The sequence below is a fragment of the Rhodobacter sp. Har01 genome, from assembly GCF_020564565.1.
Lineage (GTDB): Bacteria > Pseudomonadota > Alphaproteobacteria > Rhodobacterales > Rhodobacteraceae > Pseudogemmobacter.
On sequence record NZ_JAJCTD010000004.1, the window covers coordinates 262,116 to 287,409 of the forward strand.

Here is a 25,294-nt window from a genome sequence, read left to right on the forward strand (position 1 = left end):
AAGGGCAAAAAGCTTTTGCCTTTGCGTCAGACGAACAGAACGAGTCCGGCCATGACCGAGACGAGAACGAAAAGAGGCATCAGCGATTCTCCTGTTGAAACCTGTCTTGCCACAGTTTTGCCGCAATTAGTTAAGCGCAAGAAAACGCGGCTGTCCAAGGATTTGAAACTGGTCCATGAGCGGCACCCGATTGCCGTTTCCAGAACAGGACAAATCGGCCGTCTTCTGGCAGACTGTCGCCAGACCATGGGGTGTCTGCATGCTTGCGCTTCATTCCGCGCCGGATTCGGCGGCAACAATCGTGCGGCTCGTCTGCGCCGCCGCGCGGATCGAGCTTGCGCTCCGCGCGGTCGGCCGGGCGCCGGACGCGCTTGAAAGCCAGGCCTTTCGTGCCCTGAACCCCACCGGCACGATTCCCGTGCTGGAAACGCCGCAGGGGCCGGTGTCGGAAACCGGCGCCACCCTGCTGTGGCTGTCGGACGCGCATCGCCTTGGGCCGGGACCGGCCGACGCCGGTCGCCCGGCCTTCCTGAAATGGCTGTTCTTCCTGTCGAACACCGTCCATGCCGACCTGCGCCAGCTGGTGCGGCCCTGGCGCTATGCCCCAGTCGAGGCCGAGGCCGGTCAGGTCAATCTGGCCGCCGGGCGCTTCCTGGCCGCGCTGGGCCTTGTCGATCAGGCGCTGCGGCAGCAGCCGGCGCTGTTTCCGCAGTTGGGGCCGCTGTCATGCTACCTGCTGATGCTGTGCCGCTGGGCAGCGCAATACCCGCTCGATCACCCGCGCTGGTTCCACCTGACGGCCTTCCCCGCCTTGCAGGCCCATGCCGAAACCGCCGAAACCAGGTCTGAAGTGCAACAGATCGCGGTTGAAGAGGAGCTGGGCGCCCGGCTCTTCACGGCACCGCCCGCGGCGCCGCCGATTCTTTTCCGCTGAGCGCGGTCCGGGACGCCGCGCGAAACGCGCGGAATGTCGCATTCCGCTCTTGCGCGGCGGGCGCGGCACCGCATGTTCGGGACAACCCGGGAGAAGCGCATGTTCCTGTCCGTCTTCGACATGTTCAAGGTGGGGATCGGCCCCTCGTCCAGCCACACCATGGGCCCCATGGTGGCCGCGGCGCGCTTCCTTGAAACCCTGCGCGCCTCGCCGTTCCATCCGCGCGGGCTGAAGGCCAGCCTGCACGGCTCGCTGGCGTTCACCGGGGTGGGGCATGCGACGGACCGGGCGACGATCCTCGGCCTCGCGGGCTTTGCGCCGGAAACCTATGACGCCGACAGGGCCGAGGCGGCGCTGGCGCATATCCGCGAGACGAAGACCATCGAACCCGCGGGCCTGCCGCCGCTGCACTTCGACCCGGGCGCGGACCTGGTGTTCGACTACGGCCCCGCGCTGCCCGGCCATGCCAACGGCATGATCCTGCGGGCCACCGACGCCGAAGGCGACGTGATCCTGCAAGAGACCTATTACTCCATCGGCGGCGGCTTCGTGCTGACCGCAGCCGAACTGGCCCAGGCGGGTGAGGCCAGGGGCCAGGCCCGCGCCGCGGTGCCCTGGCCCTTCGAGACCGCGGCCGAGATGCTGGACATGGCAAGACGGTCCGGCCTCTCCATCGCGGCGATGAAGCGGCAGAACGAGTTGCGCTTCCGATCGGCCGCGGATCTGGACCGCGGGCTGGCGCGCGTCTGGGAGGTGATGGACGCCTGCATCTCCCGCGGCATGACCGGCGAGGGCATTCTGCCCGGCGGGCTGAAGGTGCGCCGGCGGGCGAAGGGCATCCACGATGCGCTGATGGCCGAACGCGGGCTGAACCTCGTCGCACCACATACCATCAACGACTGGATGAGCATGTATGCCATGGCGGTGAACGAGGAGAACGCCGCCGGCGGCCAGGTTGTGACCGCACCCACCAATGGCGCGGCCGGCGTGGTGCCGGCGGTGATCCGCTACTGGCTGGACCATGTGCCCGGCGCCTCGGCCACGCGGGTGGGGGAATTCCTGCTGACCGCCGCAGCGGTCGGTGGGTTGTGCAAGCACAACGCCTCGATCTCTGGCGCCGAATGCGGCTGCCAGGCCGAGGTCGGCAGCGCCGCGGCGATGGCGGCGGCAGGCCTCTGCGCAGTGCTGGGGGGCACGGCGGAACAGGTCGAAAACGCCGCCGAGATCGCGCTGGAGCATCACCTGGGCATGACCTGCGACCCGGTGAAGGGCCTGGTGCAGGTGCCTTGCATCGAGAGAAACGGCCTGGGCGCGATCAAGGCGGTCTCCGCCGCCTCGCTGTCGTTGCGCGGCGACGGCCAGCATCTGGTGTCCCTGGACGCCTGCATCGAGACGATGCGGCAGACCGGCCACGACATGCACGAGAAGTACAAGGAAACCTCGCTGGGCGGCCTTGCGGTCAATGTCCCGAACTGCTGACCCGGGGTGATTCAATAGCGCGCCTTGCGGCGCAAGTCTTCTGTCTCGTCGTCGCGCGCTCCTCCTCGGGCGTTGGGGGCATCCTGCCCCCAAACCCCCTGGGGGTATTTCCGCCAAGATGAAGGCCGAGCAGCTTCATCTTGGCGGAAATACCCCCGCCGGAGGCCCCGGCCGATGCCCGGCGCCAGGCCGAATGTCATGCGTCGCGCCGGGGCCGGGCGGACCCGAGCCGGTTGCGCGCTTGCGCGCAGAGGCGAGAGGAAAGCTGTGCGGCCGCGTCTTTCGCGGCCGCTCCGTTTCGATACCGCCCCTTCCCCCCGCGCACGGCATCCGTTATGGGGTCGGCGCAATTCCGTGCAGGGAAGGACCTCCGTCAAATGGCCAATGTGGTTGTCGTGGGCGCCCAGTGGGGCGACGAGGGCAAGGGCAAGATCGTCGACTGGCTGAGCGAGCGGGCCGACATCGTCGCGCGCTTCCAGGGTGGCCACAACGCCGGCCACACGCTGGTGATCGACGGCGTCACCTACAAGCTGTCGCTGCTGCCCTCGGGCATCGTCCGCGGCGGCAAGCTTTCGGTCATCGGCAACGGCGTCGTCCTTGACCCCTGGGCGCTCTTGTCGGAAATCGACAAGCTGGCCGGCCAGGGCGTCACCGTCACCGCGGAAACCCTGCTGATCGCCGAGAACACGCCGCTGATCCTGCCCGTTCATGGCGAGTTGGATCGCGCGCGCGAGGCACAGAACAGCGTCGCCAAGATCGGCACCACCGGCCGCGGCATCGGCCCCGCCTATGAGGACAAGGTCGGCCGCCGCAGCATCCGCGTTGCCGACCTTGCCGACGAGGCCACGCTCGACACCCGCATCGGCCGCTTGCTGACCCACCACAACGCCCTGCGCGCCGGCCTTGGCCTTGACCCGATCGACGCCGCCGCGCTGAAGGCGCAACTGCTTGAGGTGGCGCCGAAAATCCTGCCCTTCGCCAAGCCGGTCTGGAAGGTGCTGACCGAGGCCCGCCGCGCCGGCAAGCGCATCCTCTTCGAGGGCGCGCAAGGCAGCCTGCTGGATGTCGACTTCGGCACCTACCCCTATGTGACCTCGTCCAACACCCTGGCCGGCATGGCCGCCACCGGCACCGGCCTTGGCCCGACCTCGATCGACTTCGTCCTTGGCATCGTCAAGGCCTACACCACCCGGGTCGGCGAAGGCCCCTTCCCGACCGAGCTGTTCGACGCCGACGGCGACCGTCTGGGCGAGCGCGGCCGCGAATTCGGCACCGTCACCGGGCGCAAGCGCCGCTGCGGCTGGTTCGACGCCGTGCTGGTGCGGCAGACTTGCGCCACCTCGGGCGTCTCGGGCATCGCCTTGACGAAACTGGATGTGCTGGACGGCTTCGCCACTCTGAAGATCTGCACCGGCTACCTGCTGGACGGCGAAAAGCTGGACTACCTGCCCACCGCCGCCAACCTGCAGTCCCGCGTCACCCCCGTCTACGAAGAGATGGAGGGCTGGAGCCAGTCCACCGCCGGCGCGCGCAGCTGGGCCGACCTGCCCGGCGCGGCGATCAAGTATGTCCGCCGGATCGAGGAACTGATCCAGTGCCCGGTGGCGCTGCTCTCGACCAGCCCCGAGCGCGACGATACGATCCTGGTGACCGATCCTTTCGCCGACTGAACCGCCGCTTGTCGGCCCTGACCGGCCGATGATCGCCCCCGCTGGGAAACCCGCTGATGGCCCTGAGCTACCGCACCCGCAAACGCCTTGCCCTGCTGATTCTGGTCGTCGGCATGCCGCTTTATGTCGTCGCCGCGGTCACCCTGGTGAACTGGGCCGATGCGCGCTGGGGCCGGCTGCCGATCTGGGCCGAGGTCGCCGTCTACCTGACCCTCGGCCTTCTCTGGGCGCTGCCGTTCCGCTCTGTCTTCCGCGGCGTCGGTCAGGCCGACCCCCAGGCGGCAAGGGAAAAGGCGAAGGGGCCCGGCCCCTCCGCCTGATCCGGTTGTCCAGCCGGGCCTTCAGCCGGCGATCTTGCGCGCTTCCGCCAGGTAGGTCGAGGTGCGGGGCAGCGCGTATTGGCCGCGCCGAACCTTCTCGATCCGGCCTTCCCGCAACATCGCGCCAAAGGTGCGCAGACCGTCCTCGCGGCTGACGTCGCCCATCTGGCCGGCGGCGATCCGGCGCATCAGCAACGGGCGGGTGAAGTTCTCGCGCCGTTCGATGCAGATCGCGTAGGCGGCGGCCGCTTCCAGAAGGTCGGGAAGCGCGGTCGCGCCCAGCCGGTCGGCGAATTCCGCAAAGCTGCGGCTGTCCGCGAAGGCGCCCTCGGCCGTCGGTCCGGGCCGCGACTGGTCGCCCGCGTCCTCGTCCTCATGGGCGTCGGCCTCTGCGACCACCGGCGTCGGGGTGGCCAGAACCGGCGCAAGCAGCGTCGGCGCCGGCAGCATGGCTTCGTCCTCGTCGTCCTCGGCGATGGCTGCGCCTGCCGCCGCCATCATGCCCGACACGCCGGCAAACCGGCGCGGCCGCACCGGCGCCACCGGGGTCGTCGGACCCGGGCGGTCGATGCGCTGTTCGGACACCAGAACCAGCGGCGCCGGTCGATCCGGGGTCACCGCGGCCGGACGCAGCGGCAGCGGGCGCCGCTCGACCGAGGTCTCGGCCGGACGCGGACGCACCGGACGCACCACCCGGGCCAGGTCGGCCCGATAGGGATCGGCGCGTTCCTCTTCCGAGGGCTGCGACACGCCGGCCAGCCGGTCCGCGACCGTGGCCGCCACGGCCGCCTTCAGGTGCTGGATGGCCGACAGCCGGCGCTGGTTCTCTTCGACTGCCATCTCGTCGTCGGTCTGACGCATCAGCCGCGCCACATCCGGCTCGCCCTCGACGGCCGTCGGCACGGACACAGGCGCCGGCGCCGGTTTCGGGTCGTCCAGCGGCAACGCATCGGCGCGGCGGATCTTGATCACCCGCGCCCGCGCTCGCTGCGCCTTTTCCATCACGTCCACGGCATGCCGGGCCGCCTCGACCAGGGCCTGCGTCTCATCCGGCGCCGGCTCTGCCTCGGCCTCGGCCGCTGCGGGCGGGCTTGCCTCGACCGGCTGGTGAGACAGGCCCTCGGCCTCGTCCTGCAGTTCGGCGGCCAGGTCTTCCGGAAGGGAATCGTCCAGTTCCGCCGCCGTCATCGCCGCGGGCACCTCTGCCTCCGGCAGGTCCGACAGGTCATAAAGCGAGTCGTCCAGGTCCGGATCGACGCGCTCGGCAAAGGGATCGGCCGCGAAAGACCCAGCCACGGGCGCTTCGGTCCCCGCACGCTCGGCGGCGGCTTCGTCCTCAAGCCAGGCGCCGTCTTCGGCTGCCTCCGGCACGCTTGCCGCAGCCGCCCAGGAAGCCACCGCGGGCTGGTTGGCAGGGTCCGTCATCGTCTGCGGAAACACCTCTTCGCCGCCCGCCAGAGTGGCGATCAGGCTGTCCAGCACGGCATCGTGGTCCGCCTGCAGCGAACTTCCCATGACCTCCTGCGCCGGTGCCGGGGCCAGACCGGGCGCATCGAACCCCTCTTCGACGAAGTCGGGCGCAAAGGCCTGCGGTGCGTCAGAGGCTTCCGGTTCCGGCCAATCCTCGGCCTCGGTCGCGACCCCTTGCAGGGCGTCATCCTCGGCCGCGGGTTCGGCCAGGCTGTAGGCCAGGTCCGGCAGATCGGGCGCAAACGCGGCCTCAGGCAGCGCCGAAACCTCGATCGCAGCCGCCTGCTCATCCTCGAAGGGTTCGGCGGCAAGCCCCGGCATCAACGGCACGACAACGCCGCCGGGCGCAAATCCAGGCGCCGCCGAGCCAACGGCCTGGCGCAGACGGGCCAACTTGGCCGCCACGCCCTCGGGCATGGCCGAAAGCAGGACCGGACGGTCCGGCTGGGGCTGCGGCGCAACGAAGGGCTCAACCTCTGCCTCAAGGTCCTCGAAGGCCTCCGGCGCGGCCGCATCCTGAAGGGCGTGACTGTCCAACTCGACAGAGGCGGGCGCGGCCATCGCTTCGGCCAGGGCCGCGGACAGTGGCGGCGCCTCGGGCTCCGCAACCGCTGCGGCCACAGGTTCCGGATCGACCGGGGCCGCGACGGCGGCCACCAGAGACGTCACCGGCGGCGCGGCTTCGGCCGGCGTCGGCTCGGCCGCCACCTCGGCCGGGGCCGGGGCAACCGGAGCTTCCGCGGCAGGCGGGGCCTGGGGCGGAATCGCAGCCGCGGCAGCTGCGGTCGGCAGACCGATCGCCTCACCCGCCCGCAGCACCACTCCGTTGTCCTGCATCCGGGCCTCGACCCGGCGCTGAACCTCGCGCTCGGCGATCTTGTGCAGCATCGCCGCGTCGGGTTGCGGCGGCTCGGCGCCGAAGTAGCGATCCTCTGCAGCGAGGTCGCGGAAATACTCCGCAATCGCCTTCATCGTGTTGAAGGGATCATCGAAGCCTTCCAGCGTGCAGCTGAAGGTGCCATAGGAAACCGTCAGGATCTTGCTTGCACCGATCATGGATGCAGACCTCTCACTTCCGCTCTGCCGGAAACATTGCCCGGCGACTGTTCGAATCCATGGACAGACAAGGGTAATTTGAAGGATTGATTGTGGCCCCACCGCATGAAATTTGCCTTAATTCGAACAGTATCACCATGAAATCGCCGATTGTCCAAGCCGTTGAGGGGGTCACCCTGGTGGGCGGAGGCCCGGTTCCAACGCGCGATCTCGCGCGGGCGCGCGCGCGAGCCCCGGTGGTGGTCGCGGCCGACGGTGGGGCCAACCGATTGTTGCCGATCCGTGTCCAACCACAAGCTGTGATAGGCGACCTCGATTCGATCTCGGACGCGGCGCGGGCGGCGATCCCCGCTGACCGGCTGCATTTCCTGCCCGATCAGGCCACCACCGACTTCGACAAGGCGCTGCGCTCGATCGAGGCGCCGTTCATTCTGGCGCTTGGCTTTGCCGGCGCCCGAATCGACCACGGGCTGGCGGTGATGAACACATTGGTGCGCCATGCGAATCGGCGCTGCCTGGTGCTGGGGCCGCGCGACCTGGCCTTTGCCGCCCCGCCGGAGCTGCACCTGCAGCTGCGCCCGGGCGATCCGCTGTCGCTGTTTCCGCTGGCGCCGGTGCGGGGGGAAAGCGACGGGCTGGACTGGCCCATCGCCGGGCTGGCCTTCGCGCCGGACGGCTTCATCGGCACCTCGAACCGGGTCTCGACCGGCCCGGTGCGGCTGGCCTTCGACCGCCCCGGCATGATCGTTATCCTGCCGCGCAACCGGCTGGATGCCGCGATCACGGCCCTGCGGGGGCCTCTGCCTCGGCCGAGGCCGCCCGGTCCCGGTGCGCCAGCCGCTCCCGGTGGATGATGTACAGGCCCGAGGCGACGATCACCGCGATGCCGGTCACGGTGATCCGGTTCGGCAGGTCGTCGAAGATCAGATAGCCCATCAGCACGGCCACCACGATCTCGAAGTAATGCAGCGGTGCCAGCGTGGCCGAGGGCGCGAATTTCAGCGCATAGGTCATGCAGATGTGGCTGACCGCGGCCCAGAAGCCGACGCCGAACAGCCACAGCCAGCCCAGGCCCTGCGGCCAGATCGGGTCAAGCGCGGGCAGCGCGCCGCCGTCGAAGGCCAGCATCACCGGCAGGCACAGGGCCAGGCCGGTCCAGCTGGTGTGAAACTGCATGGCCACGGGGTGCATGTAGACCGAGATGGCGCGAGTGACGAGCATGTAGAAGGCGAAAAAGACGGCCGTGCCCAGCGGCCACAGCGCGACCAGACCGAACACGGCAAGCGAGGGCTGGATCACCATCAGCGCGCCGCCAAAGCCCACCAGGCAGGCGGCCAGGCGGCGCGGGCCGACATGGTCGCCAAAGATCAGCGGGCCAAGCAGCAGCAGGATGAACGGCTCGACAAAGGCGATGGCCAGCGCATCGGCCAGCGGCATGACGGCAATGCCCGAGACGAAGGAAAAGGTGGACAGGATAAGGAATACCGCGCGCAGCGTGACGAAACCCAGCGCGCGGCGGTCCAGCCGCAGGGACAGGCCCATCGCCAGCACCACCGGCAGCATCAGCGCGCCCTGCACCACAAAGCGCGCCGTAGTGATCTGGCCCACCGGCAGGCCGGCCTCGGCGGCCAGCTTGGACGAGACATCCAGAAGCGGGGCCAGCACGCAGAAGGCCAGCATCAGCAGGACGCCGGGAAGGATGCGGTCTGTGTTCATCCGCCCATGGCTAGCCGGCCCCCGACCGCGCGGCCAGTCCGAAAACGACACGCGTCCCGGGCCAGCCGTCGTGATCTTGCTGGGCGCCTTGCGGCGCAAGCCCTTGGTCTCGTCGTCGCGCTTGCGCGCTCCTCCTCAGCGGCGGGGGCCAGCCCCCGCACCCCCGGGATATTTGGGGACAGATGAAGCGAACGTTCGGCTTTCATCTGTCTTCAAATATCCCCGCCGGAGGCATCCCCGGCGAATGCCGGGTGCCAGGCCACAAACGATGCGTCGCATTGATGCCGGGCGGCCGAGCCGGTTGGCGCGCTTGCGCGCCTGAGGCGAGAGACTGGCTTGCGGCCGCGCTTGCGCGGACGCTCCACTGCGCTGGCGCCCTTGCACGGAGGGCCGCTTCCGCCTAGATAGCCGCATCGGCCGCGAAGGACCCACCGCATGGAAACCGTCATCCTTACCGTCCACCTGATCCTGGCGCTTCTGCTGATCGGGGTGGTTCTTCTGCAGCGCAACGAAGGCGGCGCGCTGCTGTCGGGCGGCGGCAACATGCAGGCCCGCGGCCAGGCCACCGCCCTGACCAAGCTGACCTGGGTCTTTGCCGCGGCCTTCATCGCCACCTCGATCACGCTCACCGTGCTGGGGACGCGCGGCGCGGGCACGGGTTCGGTGGTCGATACCGCCGCCCCCTCCGCCCCGGCCTCTGAGGCACCGGCCCCCGTCGTTCCCGGCGCCGATCTCCTGCCCCCTGGCCCGGCCGATGCACCCGCCGCACCGCCCGCCCCCGCCCCGGCCCCCGCCCCTGCCCCTGCGCCCGCCTCGGGTGACGGCTCGGGCGACAGCAAGCCCGCCCCCTGACCACAATCCTTTGACGGGACTTGCCCACCGCCGACAGCATCTTGCGGCGACCGGTTGCGCATGAGCGCGCGCAACGTTATACCCCAAATCCCGTGGTGCCGCGATTCCACCTGCCCCGAATCGCGCTGTTTGACACGGGAGTCCCGCCTTGGCGCGTTACATCTTCATCACCGGCGGCGTGGTTTCCTCCCTCGGCAAGGGCCTGGCCTCCGCCGCCCTCGGCGCTCTCCTCCAGGCCCGCGGCTACACCGTCCGCCTGCGCAAGCTTGACCCCTACCTGAACGTCGACCCCGGCACGATGTCGCCCTTCGAGCATGGCGAGGTCTTCGTCACCGACGACGGCGCGGAGACCGACCTTGACCTCGGCCACTACGAACGCTTCACCGGCGTCTCGGCCCGCCAGACCGACAGCATCTCCTCGGGCCGCATCTACTCCAACGTCCTCGAAAAGGAACGCCGCGGCGACTACCTGGGCAAGACCATCCAGGTCATCCCCCACGTCACCAACGAAATCAAGGACTTCCTCCGCATCGGCGACGCCGAGGTGGACTTCATGCTGTGCGAGATCGGCGGCACCGTCGGCGACATCGAGGGCCTGCCGTTCTTCGAAGCCATCCGCCAGTTCATCCACGAACGCCCGCGCGGGCAATCCATCCTGATGCACCTGACGCTCTTGCCCTACCTCGCGGCCAGCGGCGAGCTGAAGACCAAGCCCACCCAGCACAGCGTCAAGGAACTGCAATCCATCGGCCTCGCCCCCGACGTCCTGGTCTGCCGCTCCGAACACCCGATCCCCGACCGTGAACGCGAAAAGATCGCCCTCTTCTGCAACGTCCGCAAGGACCACGTCATCCCCGCCTACGACCTCAAGACCATCTACAACGCCCCGCTCGCCTACCACAAAGCCGGCCTCGACCAGGCCGTCCTCGACGCCTTCGGCATCACCCCGGCGCCGAAACCCAACCTCGCCCGCTGGGAAGACGTGATGGACCGCCTGACCCACCCGGAAGGCGAGGTCCGCGTCGCCATCGTCGGCAAGTACACCCAGCTGGAAGACGCCTACAAATCCATCGCCGAGGCGCTGACCCACGGCGGCATGGCGAACCGGACGAAAGTCCGCGCCGAATGGATCGACGCCGAGATCTTCGAACGCGAAGACCCCGCGCCCTGGCTTGAGAACTTCCACGCCATCCTGGTCCCCGGCGGCTTTGGCGAGCGCGGCACCGAGGGCAAGATCAACGCCGCCCGCTATGCGCGTGAAAAGAAGATCCCCTACCTTGGCATCTGCCTCGGCATGCAGATGGCGGTGATCGAGGCCGCCCGCACCCTGGTCGGCCTCAAGAACGCCGGGTCCGAGGAGTTCGACCACGAAGCCGGCGCCAAGCGCTTCATCCCCGTCGTCTATCACCTCAAGGAATGGGTTCAGGGCAACCACACCGTCACCCGCAAGGCCTCGGACGCCAAGGGCGGCACCATGCGGCTGGGCGCCTACACCGCCAACCTCAAACCCGGCTCGGCCGTGGCCCGCATCTACGGCACCACCGTGATCGAGGAACGCCACCGCCACCGCTACGAGGTCGACATCCAGTACCGCGACCAGCTCGAGGCCTGCGGCCTGGTCTTCTCGGGCATGAGCCCGGACGGCAAACTGCCCGAGATCGTCGAGGTCAAGGACCACCCCTGGTTCATCGGCGTCCAGTTCCACCCCGAGCTGAAGTCGAAACCGTTCGCCCCGCATCCGCTGTTTGCGGATTTTGTAAGGGCGGCGGTGGAGGTCTCCCGCCTCGTGTAGGGTGCGTGATCGCACGCACCGCACCTGGTGCAACACCGTTGCCCGAAACGGCGCCCCCGCGTATCCTGCGGCCATGCCCACGGTTTTCCACCACGACGGCTTTCGCTTCTTCTTCTATTCGAATGAGGGAAACCCCCGCGAGCCCGCCCATATCCACGTCATGGGCGAAGGCGGCGAAGCGAAGTTCTGGCTACGGCCCGAGGTCGCCGTGTCGGACAGCCAGGGGCTAACCGCCCGCACCCTGCGCCACCTCGCCTCGGTGGTGGAAGAGCGGCGCGAAGATATCGAAAGGGCATGGCATGACCATTTCACCTGAGCGCGTCAGTTTCGACGAAGACAGCATGTGGGTCGCCCTGTCGGACGGTCGGATGCTGGGTGTGCCACTGGCCTGGTTCCCCCGCCTGCTCCACGCCACCCCGGCCCAGCGCGCCGCCGTGACCCTTTCGCCGATGGGCCTGCATTGGGAGGCGTTGGACGAGGATATCTCGGTGGCTGGCCTGATCGCCGGGAGAGGGGATATGAGCGGGGTGGGGAAGGTGGCGTGAGCGACGTGCGGTTCCACCCCGAGCTGAAGTCGAAACCGTTTGCCCCGCACCAGTTGTTTGCGGATTTTGTCAGGGCGGCGGTGGAGGTGTCGAGGTTGGTGTGAGGGCATGACGTCCATAGTTGAGCAGAATCTGCCTTCCTCTCTTCTTCGAGCTTTGGGAGCCTACACTCAGACTTGTGCGCACATCGAGTTGCACACGGCTGTGCTAATTTTAGAGATCGAGAAATACCACCGTGTAGCCCCTTTCACAAAAGATGTGTCTTTTCCAGTCCTTCGAAAGCTTACTGCTGGAAATTTACTTAAGAGGCTCAAGAGAACATTGGAGTCGTGTCAGCCGACACCCAAACATAGATTCGATGAACTGGTTGGAAGACTCGAAGAAGGCAAAGATGGTCGGGATATTGCCGTCCACGGTGCATTCTATTTTGATCAAGCGAAACAGAGCTTTCGGGTAAACTTCTTTAAGAAAGTTGGCGATTTATTGGTCGAAGAGCAGACCGAAATTGATAGCGCCCTAGTGGTTTTACACCAAGTTGAGGCCGATAGCATCTACGTGGAAATCCTGGAACTTATTGATTTGGTAAGGTCAGGTGCCGCGTGACAGGCTACCGAGCAGTAGGGTGCGCTTAAGCGCACAATCTATCCCCACGCCCGCGCCCCGTCAGATTTGCCCAAAGCAAATCTGACCGCGCCCGAACCGCCCCCACGGGGCGGGCGCGACTGGGGTCGCACCCCAAGAGCCCCGTCGGTTCGGGCGCGGTCAGCTTTGCTCCCCGGCGGAGGGGCTGCGGACAGCGGAGAAGAGCCTGCAGCATCAGCGCCCGGCCCGCGAAGGCTTTCGCGGGCGCGACTGGGGTCGCACCCCAAGAGCCCCGTCGGTTCGGGCGCGGTCAGCTTTGCACCCCGGCGGCGGGGATGCGGACAGCGGGCAAGAGCCTGCTTCATCAGCACCCAGCCCGCGAAGGCTTTCGCGGGCGTTCGGGGCCGAAAACAGTCCACTGGACTGTTTTCTCCCCGCGCGAAGGGCGCGGGGCCGCCCCTCACCCCTTGCGGCCTGCCCCGCGCCCCTGCTAGGCCGGGCCATGCTTTCCTACCAGCACGCCTATCACGCCGGGAACCTGGCCGATGTCCACAAGCATGCGCTCCTTGCGTGGACGCTCGACTACCTGATCCGGAAGGACAAACCCCTCAGCTACATCGAGACCCACGCCGGCCGCGGCCTCTACCGGCTGAGCGGCGCCGAGGCCGAAAAGACCGGCGAGGCGACCAAGGGCATCCTCGCCCACGAAAACTGGTTCCCCGAGGACCACCCCTACGCCCGCGCGCTTCACGATTGCCGGGCGATGAACGGGGCCGACAGCTACCCCGGCTCCCCGCTCATCGCCGCGCTGACGCTGCGGGAAACCGACACGATCCACCTGGGCGAGTTGCACCCGCAAGAGCACGCCGCCCTTGTCGCGGCGTTAACCCCGTGGGGCGCGAACGTTTACAAGCGCGACGGCTTCGACTTGGCCTTGGCTCTGACGCCCCCCACTCCGCGCCGCGGCCTGCTGCTCTGCGATCCGTCCTATGAGGTGAAGGACGATTACGACAAAATTCCCAAGTTCTTCAGCCTGTTGGCCCGCAAATGGAACGTCGGGACGCTGGTCCTGTGGTATCCGATCCTGGCCGGCCATCCGCACAAGACCATGCTCAAGGCGCTGCAGGCCCAGCATCCCGACGCCCTGACGCATGAGGTCAGCTTCCCCCCCGCGCGGCCCGGCCACCGGATGGAAGGCTCGGGCCTCTTCACCGTCAACCCGCCCTATGGCCTTGACGCGGAAGCGAAATCCTTGACGGCCTTGTTCAGGGCCCTGCGCTGATCCAAAGTCACCGCATGTTCGAATCCCTCCTCCGCGGCCTTATGGCCCCCGCCCCCGCCCGCCTGCCCGAACCCGACGCGCGCCTCGCCCTTGCCGCGCTCTTGGTCCGGGTGGCGAAAACCGACGGCCTCTACGCCGCCGAAGAGGTCGAGCGCATCGACCGCATCCTTGCCACCCGCCACGGCCTTGGCCCGTTCGAAGCCGCCCGCCTGCGCAGCGATGCCGAGCAACTGGAATCCGAAGCCCCCGACACCGTCCGTTTCACCCGCGCGCTGAAGGCCGCGACGGCGCATGAGGACCGGGCCGAGCTGATGACCGCGCTGTGGTCGGTCGCCATTGCCGATGGCCTGCGCGATTCCGAAGAAGACCGGCTGATGCGGATGGTGGCGAACCTTCTGGGCCTGACCGACGTGCAGAACGCGCAAGCCAGGCAAAGGGCGGAACGGGCGGAATGATCGCCAGCCTTGGCATGTACGACGCCGGCCCCGCACGCGCCGCGAATGACCGGTTCTGGGTCGCCATCCGCGACCGCCTCCGCGCCCGCAACCTGCCCGCGCCCGAGGCTTTGACCCGCGGCGAGGGCGCCTTCTGGCCCGCCTGGGAAAGCCCGGACCTCGTGCTGTCGCAGACCTGCGGCTACCCGTTCCGCGCCCGCCTGCAGGGCCGGGTGACCCTGGTCGGCACGCCGGATCACGGCCTGCCCGGCTGCCCGCCCGGACACTACCGGTCCGTCTTCGTGGCCCGCAAGGACGACCTGCGCGGCCTGAAGGAACTTGCGGCGACCCGCTTTGCCTGGAACGAAGACCTGTCGCAATCGGGCTGGGCGGGGCCGGTCAGCCACCTTCTGGGCCTTGGGCTGACCCCGCACCCCTGCCTGCGCAGCGGGGCGCACCGGCTTTCGGCGCTTGCGGTGGCGGAAGGCCGGGCCGACCTGGCCGGGCTGGACGCCGTCACCTGGGCGATGATGCAGGCGGACGGCGATCCCGCCGCCCCGGCGCTGCGGGTGGTGGCCGAGACGGCGCCTGCCCCCGCCCTGCCCTACATCGCCGCCAAAGGCGCCGACCGGGAGGGCCTTTTCGCGACGCTGGCCCAGGCCATCGCGGCCCTGACGCCCGAGGACCGCGCCCGCCTGCTTCTGCATGGTCTGGTCGAGATTCCCGCCGCCGCCTACCTGGCCGTGCCCACGCCGCCCCCGCCTGCCCATTTCGGCGCCGTTTGCTGACCTGATCCGACGCCGTCGCCACATCTTGCGCCGCAAACGCCGTTGCATTGGCCCGCAACATTTGCCCTATTGGCCGGAACGACCGGCACCGCCAGATGCGCCGGCGACACTCAGGGAAGCGAAAAGGGGCATGGCCGACACCCCCGTCATCGAAATCCACGACCTGCACAAGAGCTATGGCAGCCTCGAGGTGCTGAAGGGCGTCGACCTGACCGCCCCGCGCGGACACGTGATCTCGCTGATCGGCTCGTCGGGGTCGGGCAAGTCCACCCTGCTGCGCTGCTGCAACCTCTTGGAAGACAGCCAGCAGGGCGAAATCCTGTTCGAGGGCGAAGCGGTGCACTGGAAGGGCCAGGGCCTGCACCGCCACCCTTCGGACCGCGCCCAGGTGACGCGCATCCGCACCAACCTGTCGATGGTGTTCCAGCAGTTCAACCTGTGGTCCCACATGACCGTCCTGCAGAACGTCATGGAGGCCCCGGTGACGGTGCTGAAGCGCGATCCGAAGGAGGTCGAGGAAAAGGCCCGCCACTACCTGGCCAAGGTCGGCATCGGCGAGAAGGCCGATGCCTGGCCGGCGCAGCTGTCGGGTGGCCAGCAGCAGCGCGCCGCCATCGCCCGCGCCCTGTGCATGGAACCCCGCGCCTTGCTGTTCGACGAGCCGACCAGCGCGCTGGACCCCGAACTGGAACAGGAAGTCATCAAGGTCATCAAGGCCCTTGCCGACGAGGGCCGGACCATGCTGCTGGTCACCCATGACATGAAGCTGGCGGCGGATTGTTCCGACCATGTCATCTTCCTGCACATGGGCAAGATCGAGGAGGAAGGCCCGCCAGACCGCCTGTTCGGCGCACCGCAGACCGACCGCCTGCGCGGCTTTCTGTCGGCCACCATGGCCTGAGGCCGCAACCGAATTCGGCCGGGTCCCGCCGGGAACCGAGCACGATGAACAACCGAAAGCAAACTGAGGGAGACCCGTATGAAAAAGTTGCTTCTTGCCACCGCCCTTGCCACCCTTGCCGGCGTCGCTGCCGCGCAGGACGTCGTGCGCATCGGCACCGAGGGCGCCTATGAGCCCTACAACTACATCGACCAGGCCACCGGCGAGCTGACCGGCTACGAGATCGAGCTGGGCAACGAGCTGTGCAAGCGCGCCGAGTTGAAGTGCGAGTTCGTCCAGAACGCCTGGGATTCGATCATCCCGAACCTGCAGTCTGGCAACTACGACCTGATCATGGCCGGCATGTCGATCACCGACGAGCGCGACCAGGTCATCGACTTCAGCCAGAACTACATCCCGCCGGCCGCCTCGGCCTACATGGCGCTGACGGCTGACGCCAAGACCGGCGAGGGCGCGGTGATCTCGGCGCAGACTGGCACCATCCAGGCCGGCTACATCGCCGAATCGGGCGCGACACTCCTGGAATTCGCCACGCCCGACGAAACCGTCGCGGCGGTGAAGAACGGCGAGGCGGATGCGGTCTTTGCCGACAAGGACTACCTGGCGCCGATAGCCAAGGATTCCAACGGCGAGCTGCAGCTGCTGGCCAACGAAGTGCAACTGGGCGGCGGTGTCGGCATCGGCCTGCGCGAAAGCGACACCGAGCTGAAAGAGAAGATGAACGCCGCGATCCAGTCGATGAAGGATGACGGCACGCTGAACGCAATGATCACCAAGTGGTTCGGCCCCGAAGCCGTGACCTTCTGATTTGTGCAAGGAAGGGCGGCTTTCGGGCCGCCCTTTCGCCGCAGGATGTTTGAATATTGCAGTGACCCCGCAACGCTGACAGGCCTGAAATGGCTGGGATGCTTCCTGACCACCGGGACGCATCAGAATTTCTATTGGTCCTTCGGTACGGTCCTGCTGCTTCTGGCCATCACCGCGCCGGCGGCGCTGATGTTCGGCTTTCTTGGCGCCACCGCCGCGCGGTCGCACCTGCCGCCGTTGTCGCTGATCGGCCGCACCTACATTGCCGCCGTGCGGGGCGTGCCCGACATCGTCTATTTCATGTTCTTCGTGATCGCGCTGGACCAGGGCATCGAATGGACAAAGCATCTTTTCGTCTGTCCCGACCTTTCTCAGCCGGTCTGGTCAGGGCTTGAGTTCAAGGTCTGCCCTGACGCCAAGGTTCCGCTCGCGACCTCGGCGCCGATCTGGCACAAGATCTATGCCTTCGGCACCGCCGTCGTCACCTTTGCCATCGTTTTCGGGGCCTTCGCGGCCAATGTGATCTATGGCGCGATGCAGGCCGTGCCGCGCGCGCAACTGGAAACCGCCGAGGCCTATGGCATGAGCCAGGCCCAGGTGTTCCGCCGCATCCTGGTGCCGCAGATGTGGATCTATGCCCTGCCGGGCCTGTCGAACCTCTGGCTGATCCTGATCAAGGCGACGCCCTTGCTGTTCCTGCTGGGCATCCAGGACATCGTCTATTGGGCCCGCGAACTGGGCGCCGCAAAGACCAGCGGCAACAACCCCTATCCGCATGGAGACTGGCGGATCTTCTACTTCCTGGGGCTGCTGGTGTTCTACCTGGCCTTCACCCGCATCTCGGAAATCGTCCTTGGCCGCCTGACCGCGCGGCTGTCGCACGGCCAGGCCACCGCCGCCGGAGAAGCCATGCGCAAGGCCGCGGTCCCATGAGCATGACCTGCTGGGAAACCGTCCAGGCCTACGGGTTGCGCTCGCTGGGCATCGGTGAACGCCTGCTGCCGCGCGAGGATTACACGATCTGCCAGCACTTCACCCTGATCGGCTCGGGCCTGATCTGGAACATCTACTTCGGCGCGCTGGCGCTGGCCTTCGGCTTCTTTCTGGCCAATGCCCTGGCGCTGGCCAAGGCCAACCGCTCGGCATGGGTCCGCAAGCCGGCCGAGTGGTTCATCTTCGTCTTCCGCGGCTCGCCCTTGTTCATCCAGTTCTTCCTGGCCTACGAGACGCTGGTGCTGCTGCCCAAGTCCGGCATCGACGTCTTCGGCATCACCGTCGCCACCGCCTGGACGACGAAAGCCTGGGCCGGCGCGCTGTTCGTGTTGTTCCTGAACACCGCCGCCTATTCGGCGGAGATCTTCTACGGCGCGCTGCAGTCGATCCCGAAGGGCGACCTTGAGGCGGCGGAAGCCTATGGCATCAGCGGCTGGAAAAAGTTCACCCGGATCGAGTGGCCCACCATGCTGCGGCTGGGCTGGCCTGCCTATACCAACGAGGCAATCTTCCTGTTCCACGCCACGACGCTGGTGTTCTTTTCCGGCTTCCCGGCATTCCAGCAGAAGGGCGACGCGCTGTATTACGCCAACTACTTCGCCGACAAGACCTTCAACCCGTTCATCCCCTACCCCATCGTCGGCTTCTACTTCATCCTGCTGACGCTGGCGCTGACCTGGGGCTTCGGCCGGGTCAACCGCCACCTCAACCGCCACCTGCCGTCCAACCTGAAAGCGAAAATCCGCTTGCGTCCGGCCCTGATCCGGTAGTAGCCTGCTTTTGATCAAATTATCCGGGCCTCCGCCCGGACCCGGCGGGAAGGCCTTGCATCAAGGCGCCGCGGGGCAAGGCGATCGAAACCAAGGGAAGGACCAAGGGCATGGTCCAGAACCTTGCGCATCAGGCGGGCCAGATCCCTGTTCATCGGGGCAGGCCCCGGGCGCGGGGGACCGTGCTCTCCTGTTTTGAACATGATGAAGGACTGGCTGAGAAAGCACCCTAACGTGCGCACCATCCGCGTGGCCGCCGCCGACCTGAACGGTCAGGCGCGCGGCAAGCGCATCCCGGCACGTTTCGCCGACAAGGTCGTGAAGGACGGGACGCGGTTCCCCTTCTCGGTCCTGAACCTCGACATCTGGGGCGAGGACATCGACGACAGCCCGCTGGTGTTCGAGCAGGGCGACCAGGACGGCGTGCTGAAACCCACCGAGCGCGGCTTCATGCCGATGCCATGGCTTGAGGCGCCATCGGCCCTGCTGCCGATCTGGATGTTCCGCGAAAACGGCACGCCCTACGAAGGCGACCCGCGCCACGCGCTGAACGCCGTGGTGCAGCGCTACAAGGCGCGCGGGCTGACCCCGGTGGTGGCGATGGAGCTGGAATTCTTCCTGATCGACGACAGCGGCAAGACCCTGCAAGTCCCGCCTTCCCCGCGCAGCGGCAAGCGCCGCAAGGCGGCCGAGACGCTGTCGATCCGCGCGCTGGACGCCTTCGACACCTTCTTCACCGACCTTTACGACGCCTGCGAGGCGATGGACATTCCCGCCGACACCACCACCTCGGAGACCGGCCTCGGCCAGTTCGAGGTGAACCTGATGCACTGCGACGACCCGTTGCGCGCGGCCGACGACGCCTGGCTGTTCAAGATGCTGGTCAAGGGCCTGGCCCGGCGGCACGGCTTTGCCGCCAGCTTCATGGCCAAGCCCTACGCCGAATACTCGGGGTCCGGCCTGCACACTCATTTCTCGGTGATCGACGACAAGGGCGACAACATCTTCGATTCCGGCGGCCCGAAGGGAACCCTGCAACTGCGCCATGCGGTCGCCGGTTGCCTGGCGGCAATGGCCGACTCGACGCTGCTCTTCGCGCCGCACCTGAACAGCTATGACCGCCTGGTGCCCGACAAGCACGCCCCCACCGCCATTTCCTGGGGGTATGAGAATCGCACCTCGGCCATCCGCATCCCGGCCGGCAACCCCGCCGCGCGGCGGATCGAGCATCGCGTGGCGGGGGGCGACGTGAACCCCTACCTGATGCTGGCCGCCATCCTGGGCGCCGCCCTGACCGGCCTGGAAGACGGACTGGAACCGCCGCCGCCGGTCACCGGCAACGCCTATGCCATGGGGCTGCCGCAGATTCCCGCCACCTGGGACGCCGCCATCGACGCCTTCGAGCATTCCGACATGCTGTATCGCTTTCTCCCGCGCGAGTTGATCCGCAACCTGGTGCAGACCAAGCGGCAGGAACTGCACTACATCGCGGAACTGTCACCCGAAGAACGGGTCGAGCTTTACCTCGACACGGTGTGACCGCCGCAAGGCCGGCCCCCCTTGACCGCAAGGGGGGTCGTTCGCCACCTTGGGACAAACCGCACAGGACCAAGCCATGCAGATCGGCATCCTTCAGACCGGCGCCTCGCCCGACGCGCTCCGCGCCGAGATGGGCGACTACCCCGATTTCTTCGAACGCCTGCTGGCGGGCCGCGGCCTGACCTTCCGCCGCTACCATGTCGAGGCGATGCAGTTTCCGGGCAGCGTCCACGACTGCGAGGGCTGGCTGATCACCGGCTCGCGCCACGGCGCCTATGAAGACCACCCCTTCATCAAGCCGCTCGAGGATTTCATCCGCTCCGCCTACGCCGCCCGGGTGCCGGTGGTCGGCATCTGCTTTGGCCACCAGATCATCGCCCAGGCCATGGGTGGCAAGGTGGAGCGCTACGACGGCGGCTGGGCCGTCGGCCCCACCGACTATGACTTCGGCGGCGAGAAGATCACGCTGAACGCCTGGCACCGCGACCAGGTGACCCAGGCGCCCGAGGGCGCCGAGGTCATCGCCACCAACCCGCACTGCGAAAACGCAGGCTTCCTTTACGATGACCGCATGTTCACCGTGCAGGCCCACCCCGAGTTCAAGCCCGAATTCGTCGATGGCCTGATGCGCACCCGCGGCCCCGGCCTGGTGCCCGATGACCTGATGGACCGCGCCCGCGCCCGGCTGGACCAGCCGCTTGACGACCAGACCATGGCAGGCCGCATCGCGGCCTTCTTCCTGAACCACCAGACGACCCAAGCAAATGGGGCCGAGAAGCTCCGCGCCTGACCGGCCGCGGGGGCCACCCCCCAACCACAGTGTGACTTATGTCCAAATGGACCGACCAGCTGCCGCAGGCAGCGCGCGACTACATCGGCAACCGCCGGGTAGACGAAGTGGAATGCGTGATCGCCGACATCGCCGGCGTCGCCCGCGGCAAGGCCATGCCGGCCGCCAAGTTCGGCAAGCAGACCAGCTACTACCTGCCGAATTCGATCTTCCTGCAGACGATCACCGGCGACTGGGCCGACAACCCCTTCGACGCCTTCACCGAACCCGACATGGTCCTGGTGCCGGATTTCTCGACCACCGTCGCCTCGCCTTGGACCAGCGACGTCGCGCTGCAGGTCGTCCATGATGCCAAGGACCAGGATGGCAACGACATCGGCTTTGCGCCCCGCAACGTGCTGAAGCGCATCGTCGCGCTTTACGCCGCCCAGGGCTGGAAGCCGGTGGTGGCGCCCGAGATGGAATTCTTCCTGGTCGCCCGCAACATCGACCCCAATATGCCGATCATCCCGCCGATGGGCCGCACCGGGCGGCGGGCGGCGGCCAAGCAGGCCTATTCGCTGTCGGCGGTCGATGAATACGGCAAGGTCATCGACGACATCTACGATTTCGCCGAAGCCCAGGGCCTTGAGATCGACGGCATCCTGCAGGAAGGCGGCGCCGGCCAGATCGAGCTGAACCTCGCCCACGGCGACCCCGTGCGCCTGGCCGACGACGTGTTCTTCTTCAAGCGGATGATCCGCGAGGCCGCGTTCCGTCACGATTGCTTTGCCACCTTCATGGCCAAGCCGATCGCCGAAGAACCCGGCAGCGCCATGCACATCCACACCTCGGTGGTGGATACGAAGACCGGCAAGAACATCTTTTCCGGCCCGAAGGGCGTGGAAACCGAGGCCTTCGCCCATTTCATCGGCGGCATGCAGGCCCACATGGGCGCGGCCATCGCGCTGCTCGCTCCCTACGTCAACAGCTACCGCCGCTACGTGCCGGACTTCGCCGCCCCCATCAACCTGGAATGGGGCCGCGACAACCGCACCACCGGCCTTCGGGTGCCGCTGTCCACCCCCGCCGCCCGCCGGATTGAAAACCGCCTGCCCGGCATGGACTGCAACCCCTACCTCGGCATCGCCGCCACGCTGGCCTGCGGCTATCTCGGCCTGATGGCGAAGCAGGCGCCGCGCCCGGAATTCTCGGGCTCGGCCTATGTCGACAGCGACGAGATCCCCACCACCCTGGGCGACGCGCTGGACCTGCTGGATGAGGATGCGGCGCTGAAAGAGGTGATGGGGATCGACTTCATCAAGGTCTACGACAGCGTGAAGCGCAACGAATACAAGGAATTCCTGCAAGTCATCTCGCCGTGGGAGCGTGAGCATCTGCTCTTGAACGTGTGATGGCAGCGAACCTTCTGCACGCCAATGACCGGACCGGGGAATACCCGGCCAGTTACTACGCCGCGACTGCGACGCCGCTTGCGCCCTTCCCCACGCTGCACGGCGCAACCACGGCCGATGTCTGCATCATCGGCGGTGGCTACACCGGCCTTTCGGCCGCCCTGCACCTGGCCGAACGCGGGCTGTCGGTGGTGCTGCTCGAGGCGCACCGGGTGGGCTTCGGCGCCTCGGGGCGCAACGGCGGTCAGGTCGGCAGCGGCCAGCGGCAGGATCAGGTCTGGCTGGAAAAGGTGGCGGGCCGCGACGACGCCCACCGCTACTGGCAGCTGGCCGAGGATGCCAAGGCCCTGGTCCGCGACCTGATCGCCCGCCACGCCATTCCGGTGACCTTTCACCCCGGCATCGTCCATGCCTGCTGGACCGATACCGAGGTGCGCGAGCTGCACCTTTACGGCGAAAAGCTGCACCGCGACTACGGCTATTCCCAGCTTGAACCGCTGGACCGCGCGGGCATCGCCCGCATCGTCGGCTCGCCGGTCTACAAGGGCGGCGAGATCGACCGAGGTGCGGGCCACCTGCACCCCTTGAACTTCGCCCTCGGCCTGGCCGCCGCCGCCGCCCGCGCCGGCGCCCGCCTCTATGAGCGCAGCGAGGTGCACCACATCACCCACGGTGCAAAACCCGTGGTCGCCACCGGCGGCGGCCGCGTCACCTGCGACCATGTCATCCTTGCCGCCAACGGCTATCTCGGCGCGCTGGAGCCGAAGGTCGCGGCACGGGTCATGCCGATCAACAACTTCATGCTGGCGACCGAACCGCTGGGCGACCGCGCGGCCGAGGTCCTGTCGGAAAACGTCGCCGCCTGTGACACGAAATTCGTGGTGAACTACTGGCGGCTGTCGGACGACAACCGGCTGCTGTTCGGCGGCGGCGAAAGCTACGGCTACCGCTTCCCCGACATCGTGAAGACCGTCTCCAAGCCGATGCTCGAGGTCTACCCCCAACTGAAAGGCGTGAAGATCGACCACGCCTGGGGCGGCACCCTGGCGATCACCTTGAACCGCATGCCCTGCTTTGCCCGCGTCCGCCCCAACGTCCTGTCGGCCTCGGGCTACTCGGGCCACGGCGTGGCGCTGGCCACCCTGGCCGGCAAGCTGCTGGCCGAGGCGGTGTCCAGCCAGTCCGCCGGCTTCGATCTGATGGCCAGCCTGCCGCAACCCCGCTTCCCCGGCGGCGCCGCCTTCCGCTGGCCGCTTCTGGTGCTGGCGATGAGCTGGTATTCCGCCCGCGACCGGATCGGGTTCTGAGCCCTCGCCCGCAGGTCTACCAGTGCCCGATGTTCGGCATCGACACCCAAGGCTCGGCCGGCGCCAGGGCAGCGCCCTTCTGCAAAAGCTCGACCGAGACATTGTCGGGGCTGCGCACAAAAGCCATCCGGCCATCGCGCGGCGGGCGGTTGATCACCACCCCGTTCGCCTGCAGATGCGCGCAGGTGGCATGGATATCGTCCACCTCATAGGCCAGATGGCCAAAGTGCCGGCTGTCCGACGGCAGCCCGGTATCGCCGTCCCAGTTCCAGGTCAGTTCCACGGGGCAGTCCGGCTGCCCCGGCGGCGCCATGAAGACCAGCGTGAACCGGCCCTGCTCGCTGTCATAGCGCCGGGTCTCCTCCAGCCCCAGAAGCCGGTAGAAGGCCATGGATTTCTCCAGGTCCAGCACCCGGACCATGGTGTGCAGGTAGCGGATGGTCATGCCAACCTCCCTTTCAAGCGATGCAGTCGCCGGACACCATCAATACAGCGAGTGGATGCCCAGCCGCAACTCGGCCGCCTCTGTCGTCAGCGCCGAGATGTTCGACTCGGTCCGGGACAGGACGAAGCCCACCTCCGGCGCAAAGCCAAGGACATCATAGTCGGAAAGCACGGCGGTCACGCCAAGCTCCGCCGTCACGTCATGCTCGGTGCCCAGAAGCTCCAGCGGACGCTCGTAATCCGTCACCTCCAGGCTGCCGAAGGCCGACACCTGCATCCCCAGAACCGGCTTGGCCCGGCGCCAGGACAGGTTCAGCGCTGTCGAATGCCGCGCCACCGAGGCCGCATCCGACCACACCTTGCCCAGATCCAGGCCCAGTCGCAGCCTGTCGCCCGATCCCAGCGTCCAGGTCCACCCGGCGCCCAGCGACAGTTCTTCCGACGACCGGATGGACAGGTCCTTGCGGTCGCGGTCGGTCAGGGCAAGCGACAGGTCCCCGACCCCCAGGTCACCGAATCCGCGCTCTGCCGACAGGCTCAACCTTGTCCAGTCGGCCAGCGGGTCGCCGCCGCGCCAGTCCCGGCCAAAACTCAGCCGCGCCGACATCCGGCCCCAGTCTCGCCGCCCCGCCCAGCCGACCAGCAGCACGGCCTGCGCGGTCGCATAGTCCTCGGCCCGCGCTGTCGGCACCAGCGCCCTGGCCCGGTCCGACAACTGGTAGCTTGTCGACTCCACCGATACCCCGGCAAAGACCTGGTTCGCCTCGGTTCCCGCCAGCCGCAGCGTGGCATCGAAGCCCAGGGTCACCCCGGCGCCCGACAGCGGCACCGCATCGGGATTGACGAACTCAAGCCCGCCGACCACCAGAACGTTCGTCGTCGGACCGCCGTTCACATTCGACGACGGGAACACGTTGAACTGCAGCTTCACCGACAGCGGGTTGCGCGCACGAACATAGTTCAGGTCGCGCAGGGCAACGGCGCGGGCGCCCTTGTCCGGCGCCTCTTGCGCCGCACGGCGCAGCCAGAATTGCGCCCGCCCGCGCTTGCCATCCGAGGCCAGCGCCTGCGCCATCGCAAGCGAGGCGCCAAAGCGGTCCCGGCTGCCTTCCGGCGCCAGCCGGAACGCCCGCCGCGCCGCCGAGGCCGCTTCGTCATAAAACCCCAGGTCGCGGGCCGCCCGGGCCAGGACCAGAAGCGCCACCACATCATCGGGATCGCGGGTCAGCAGCGCCTTGGCGGCCACCCGCGCCGCCGTCGGCTGTCCGGACCGCACCAGGACCACCGCCAGAGTCCGGCCCTCTTCGATCGACAGCCTTTCCTCGGCGAAAACGGGCTGCGCATCTCCCACCCAAAGGCCGATGCACGCCGCAAAGGCCAAGGCACGGCACGCCCGCCGAATCCCTGACGTCTGTCGGCGCTCAGGGCC

At 67.6% G+C, this 25,294-nt stretch carries 25 protein-coding genes; 21 read left to right on the forward strand and 4 right to left on the reverse strand.

The features are described from left to right. Nucleotides 1–259 precede the first annotated feature (259 nt). The 4 genes from LHP98_RS12025 (at nt 260) to LHP98_RS12040 (ending at nt 4,403) form a co-directional block, all read left to right on the forward strand. Nucleotides 260–934, forward strand: coding sequence for a glutathione S-transferase family protein (locus tag LHP98_RS12025; protein ID WP_227252771.1), 675 nt, complete (start codon nt 260–262; stop codon nt 932–934). Between the two features lie 99 nt (nt 935–1,033). After that, a complete protein-coding gene (locus LHP98_RS12030; RefSeq protein ID WP_227252772.1) occupies nt 1,034–2,413 on the forward strand; it encodes an L-serine ammonia-lyase in 1,380 nt (459 codons plus the stop codon). Between the two features lie 377 nt (nt 2,414–2,790). Further along, complete coding sequence (locus LHP98_RS12035) at nt 2,791–4,083, forward strand: adenylosuccinate synthase (RefSeq protein WP_227252773.1); 1,293 nt, start codon at nt 2,791–2,793, stop codon at nt 4,081–4,083. A 56-nt stretch (nt 4,084–4,139) separates the two neighbouring features. Then, entirely contained in the window at nt 4,140–4,403 is a 264-nt protein-coding gene (locus tag LHP98_RS12040; protein WP_227252774.1) for a DUF2842 domain-containing protein, read from the forward strand. Nucleotides 4,404–4,424: 21 nt separating this feature from the next. Here LHP98_RS12040 and LHP98_RS12045 read toward each other — a convergent pair whose 3' ends face one another. Further along, a complete protein-coding gene (locus LHP98_RS12045; RefSeq protein WP_227252775.1) occupies nt 4,425–6,929 on the reverse strand; it encodes a hypothetical protein in 2,505 nt (834 codons plus the stop codon). Nucleotides 6,930–7,066: 137 nt separating this feature from the next. Here LHP98_RS12045 and LHP98_RS12050 point away from each other — a divergent pair, with 137 nt between their 5' ends. Continuing rightward, on the forward strand, nt 7,067–7,783 hold the full coding sequence (locus LHP98_RS12050; protein ID WP_227252776.1) for a thiamine diphosphokinase: 717 nt from the start codon (nt 7,067–7,069) through the stop codon (nt 7,781–7,783). Here the strand turns inward: LHP98_RS12050 and LHP98_RS12055 are convergent. Beyond that, a complete protein-coding gene (locus LHP98_RS12055) occupies nt 7,710–8,645 on the reverse strand; it encodes a DMT family transporter (RefSeq protein ID WP_227252777.1) in 936 nt (311 codons plus the stop codon). The two genes, LHP98_RS12050 and LHP98_RS12055, sit on opposite strands and share 74 nt — an antisense overlap. Nucleotides 8,646–9,080: 435 nt before the next feature. Between LHP98_RS12055 and secG the strand changes: the two genes are divergently transcribed. The 16 genes from secG to LHP98_RS12135 all read left to right on the forward strand — a co-directional run bounded on the left by secG (nt 9,081) and on the right by LHP98_RS12135 (nt 23,421). Beyond that, on the forward strand, nt 9,081–9,497 hold the full coding sequence (secG, locus tag LHP98_RS12060) for a preprotein translocase subunit SecG (RefSeq protein ID WP_227252778.1): 417 nt from the start codon (nt 9,081–9,083) through the stop codon (nt 9,495–9,497). A 148-nt stretch (nt 9,498–9,645) separates the two neighbouring features. After that, the gene (locus LHP98_RS12065) at nt 9,646–11,289 is read left to right on the forward strand and encodes a CTP synthase (protein WP_227252779.1); all 1,644 of its coding nucleotides are present in this window, start codon (nt 9,646–9,648) and stop codon (nt 11,287–11,289) included. A 73-nt stretch (nt 11,290–11,362) separates the two neighbouring features. Continuing rightward, on the forward strand, nt 11,363–11,605 hold the full coding sequence (locus LHP98_RS12070) for a DUF4160 domain-containing protein (RefSeq protein WP_227252780.1): 243 nt from the start codon (nt 11,363–11,365) through the stop codon (nt 11,603–11,605). Further along, nucleotides 11,589–11,834 carry a DUF2442 domain-containing protein gene (locus LHP98_RS12075; protein ID WP_227252781.1) on the forward strand — a complete coding sequence of 82 codons (246 nt, stop codon included), beginning with the start codon at nt 11,589–11,591 and terminating at the stop codon, nt 11,832–11,834. The genes LHP98_RS12070 and LHP98_RS12075 overlap by 17 nt, the downstream gene beginning before the upstream one ends. A gap of 108 nt (nt 11,835–11,942) precedes the next feature. Further along, complete coding sequence (locus LHP98_RS12080) at nt 11,943–12,437, forward strand: hypothetical protein (protein WP_227252782.1); 495 nt, start codon at nt 11,943–11,945, stop codon at nt 12,435–12,437. Nucleotides 12,438–12,918: 481 nt separating this feature from the next. Beyond that, nucleotides 12,919–13,698, forward strand: a complete 780-nt coding sequence (gene rlmJ, locus LHP98_RS12085; protein WP_227252783.1) for a 23S rRNA (adenine(2030)-N(6))-methyltransferase RlmJ — start codon at nt 12,919–12,921, stop codon at nt 13,696–13,698. Between the two features lie 14 nt (nt 13,699–13,712). Continuing rightward, complete coding sequence (locus tag LHP98_RS12090) at nt 13,713–14,153, forward strand: TerB family tellurite resistance protein (protein ID WP_227252784.1); 441 nt, start codon at nt 13,713–13,715, stop codon at nt 14,151–14,153. Then, nucleotides 14,150–14,920 (forward strand): phosphate/phosphite/phosphonate ABC transporter substrate-binding protein, encoded by a 771-nt coding sequence (locus tag LHP98_RS12095; RefSeq protein ID WP_227252785.1) that lies wholly within the window; start codon nt 14,150–14,152, stop codon nt 14,918–14,920. The genes LHP98_RS12090 and LHP98_RS12095 overlap by 4 nt, the downstream gene beginning before the upstream one ends. Nucleotides 14,921–15,050: 130 nt before the next feature. Continuing rightward, complete coding sequence (locus tag LHP98_RS12100; protein WP_227252786.1) at nt 15,051–15,821, forward strand: ABC transporter ATP-binding protein; 771 nt, start codon at nt 15,051–15,053, stop codon at nt 15,819–15,821. 78 nt (nt 15,822–15,899) lie between these two features. After that, nucleotides 15,900–16,628, forward strand: coding sequence for a transporter substrate-binding domain-containing protein (locus tag LHP98_RS12105; protein ID WP_227252787.1), 729 nt, complete (start codon nt 15,900–15,902; stop codon nt 16,626–16,628). Between the two features lie 45 nt (nt 16,629–16,673). After that, nucleotides 16,674–17,561, forward strand: a complete 888-nt coding sequence (locus LHP98_RS12110) for an ABC transporter permease (RefSeq protein ID WP_227252788.1) — start codon at nt 16,674–16,676, stop codon at nt 17,559–17,561. 2 nt (nt 17,562–17,563) lie between these two features. Further along, nucleotides 17,564–18,391 carry an ABC transporter permease gene (locus LHP98_RS12115; protein WP_227252946.1) on the forward strand — a complete coding sequence of 276 codons (828 nt, stop codon included), beginning with the start codon at nt 17,564–17,566 and terminating at the stop codon, nt 18,389–18,391. A 204-nt stretch (nt 18,392–18,595) separates the two neighbouring features. Continuing rightward, entirely contained in the window at nt 18,596–19,930 is a 1,335-nt protein-coding gene (locus LHP98_RS12120) for a glutamine synthetase family protein (RefSeq protein ID WP_227252947.1), read from the forward strand. 76 nt (nt 19,931–20,006) lie between these two features. After that, nucleotides 20,007–20,720 carry a type 1 glutamine amidotransferase gene (locus tag LHP98_RS12125; RefSeq protein WP_227252789.1) on the forward strand — a complete coding sequence of 238 codons (714 nt, stop codon included), beginning with the start codon at nt 20,007–20,009 and terminating at the stop codon, nt 20,718–20,720. Between the two features lie 38 nt (nt 20,721–20,758). Beyond that, nucleotides 20,759–22,114 carry a glutamine synthetase family protein gene (locus LHP98_RS12130; RefSeq protein ID WP_227252790.1) on the forward strand — a complete coding sequence of 452 codons (1,356 nt, stop codon included), beginning with the start codon at nt 20,759–20,761 and terminating at the stop codon, nt 22,112–22,114. Beyond that, a complete protein-coding gene (locus LHP98_RS12135) occupies nt 22,114–23,421 on the forward strand; it encodes an NAD(P)/FAD-dependent oxidoreductase (RefSeq protein WP_227252791.1) in 1,308 nt (435 codons plus the stop codon). The genes LHP98_RS12130 and LHP98_RS12135 overlap by 1 nt, the downstream gene beginning before the upstream one ends. A gap of 16 nt (nt 23,422–23,437) precedes the next feature. Here LHP98_RS12135 and LHP98_RS12140 read toward each other — a convergent pair whose 3' ends face one another. Further along, nucleotides 23,438–23,866, reverse strand: coding sequence for a VOC family protein (locus tag LHP98_RS12140; protein ID WP_227252792.1), 429 nt, complete (start codon nt 23,864–23,866; stop codon nt 23,438–23,440). Between the two features lie 39 nt (nt 23,867–23,905). Beyond that, entirely contained in the window at nt 23,906–25,246 is a 1,341-nt protein-coding gene (locus LHP98_RS12145) for a tetratricopeptide repeat protein (protein ID WP_227252793.1), read from the reverse strand. Nucleotides 25,247–25,294 lie beyond the last annotated feature (48 nt).

What these genes read in the sequence shown, in the direction of transcription:
- LHP98_RS12135 (WP_227252791.1), top strand. Translation starts at nt 22,114, where the DNA reads ATGGCAGCGAACCTTCTGCACGCCAATGACCGGACCGGGGAATACCCG.
- LHP98_RS12105 (WP_227252787.1), top strand. Translation starts at nt 15,900, where the DNA reads ATGAAAAAGTTGCTTCTTGCCACCGCCCTTGCCACCCTTGCCGGCGTC.
- LHP98_RS12130 (WP_227252790.1), top strand. Translation starts at nt 20,759, where the DNA reads ATGTCCAAATGGACCGACCAGCTGCCGCAGGCAGCGCGCGACTACATC.
- rlmJ (WP_227252783.1), top strand. Translation starts at nt 12,919, where the DNA reads ATGCTTTCCTACCAGCACGCCTATCACGCCGGGAACCTGGCCGATGTC.
- LHP98_RS12040 (WP_227252774.1), top strand. Translation starts at nt 4,140, where the DNA reads ATGGCCCTGAGCTACCGCACCCGCAAACGCCTTGCCCTGCTGATTCTG.
- LHP98_RS12070 (WP_227252780.1), top strand. Translation starts at nt 11,363, where the DNA reads ATGCCCACGGTTTTCCACCACGACGGCTTTCGCTTCTTCTTCTATTCG.
- LHP98_RS12140 (WP_227252792.1), bottom strand. Translation starts at nt 23,866, where the DNA reads ATGACCATCCGCTACCTGCACACCATGGTCCGGGTGCTGGACCTGGAG.
- LHP98_RS12025 (WP_227252771.1), top strand. Translation starts at nt 260, where the DNA reads ATGCTTGCGCTTCATTCCGCGCCGGATTCGGCGGCAACAATCGTGCGG.
- LHP98_RS12115 (WP_227252946.1), top strand. Translation starts at nt 17,564, where the DNA reads ATGACCTGCTGGGAAACCGTCCAGGCCTACGGGTTGCGCTCGCTGGGC.
- LHP98_RS12100 (WP_227252786.1), top strand. Translation starts at nt 15,051, where the DNA reads ATGGCCGACACCCCCGTCATCGAAATCCACGACCTGCACAAGAGCTAT.
- LHP98_RS12120 (WP_227252947.1), top strand. Translation starts at nt 18,596, where the DNA reads ATGAAGGACTGGCTGAGAAAGCACCCTAACGTGCGCACCATCCGCGTG.
- LHP98_RS12080 (WP_227252782.1), top strand. Translation starts at nt 11,943, where the DNA reads ATGACGTCCATAGTTGAGCAGAATCTGCCTTCCTCTCTTCTTCGAGCT.
- LHP98_RS12125 (WP_227252789.1), top strand. Translation starts at nt 20,007, where the DNA reads ATGCAGATCGGCATCCTTCAGACCGGCGCCTCGCCCGACGCGCTCCGC.
- LHP98_RS12045 (WP_227252775.1), bottom strand. Translation starts at nt 6,929, where the DNA reads ATGATCGGTGCAAGCAAGATCCTGACGGTTTCCTATGGCACCTTCAGC.
- secG (WP_227252778.1), top strand. Translation starts at nt 9,081, where the DNA reads ATGGAAACCGTCATCCTTACCGTCCACCTGATCCTGGCGCTTCTGCTG.
- LHP98_RS12030 (WP_227252772.1), top strand. Translation starts at nt 1,034, where the DNA reads ATGTTCCTGTCCGTCTTCGACATGTTCAAGGTGGGGATCGGCCCCTCG.
- LHP98_RS12050 (WP_227252776.1), top strand. Translation starts at nt 7,067, where the DNA reads ATGAAATCGCCGATTGTCCAAGCCGTTGAGGGGGTCACCCTGGTGGGC.
- LHP98_RS12095 (WP_227252785.1), top strand. Translation starts at nt 14,150, where the DNA reads ATGATCGCCAGCCTTGGCATGTACGACGCCGGCCCCGCACGCGCCGCG.
- LHP98_RS12075 (WP_227252781.1), top strand. Translation starts at nt 11,589, where the DNA reads ATGACCATTTCACCTGAGCGCGTCAGTTTCGACGAAGACAGCATGTGG.
- LHP98_RS12055 (WP_227252777.1), bottom strand. Translation starts at nt 8,645, where the DNA reads ATGAACACAGACCGCATCCTTCCCGGCGTCCTGCTGATGCTGGCCTTC.
- LHP98_RS12035 (WP_227252773.1), top strand. Translation starts at nt 2,791, where the DNA reads ATGGCCAATGTGGTTGTCGTGGGCGCCCAGTGGGGCGACGAGGGCAAG.
- LHP98_RS12090 (WP_227252784.1), top strand. Translation starts at nt 13,713, where the DNA reads ATGTTCGAATCCCTCCTCCGCGGCCTTATGGCCCCCGCCCCCGCCCGC.
- LHP98_RS12110 (WP_227252788.1), top strand. Translation starts at nt 16,674, where the DNA reads ATGTTTGAATATTGCAGTGACCCCGCAACGCTGACAGGCCTGAAATGG.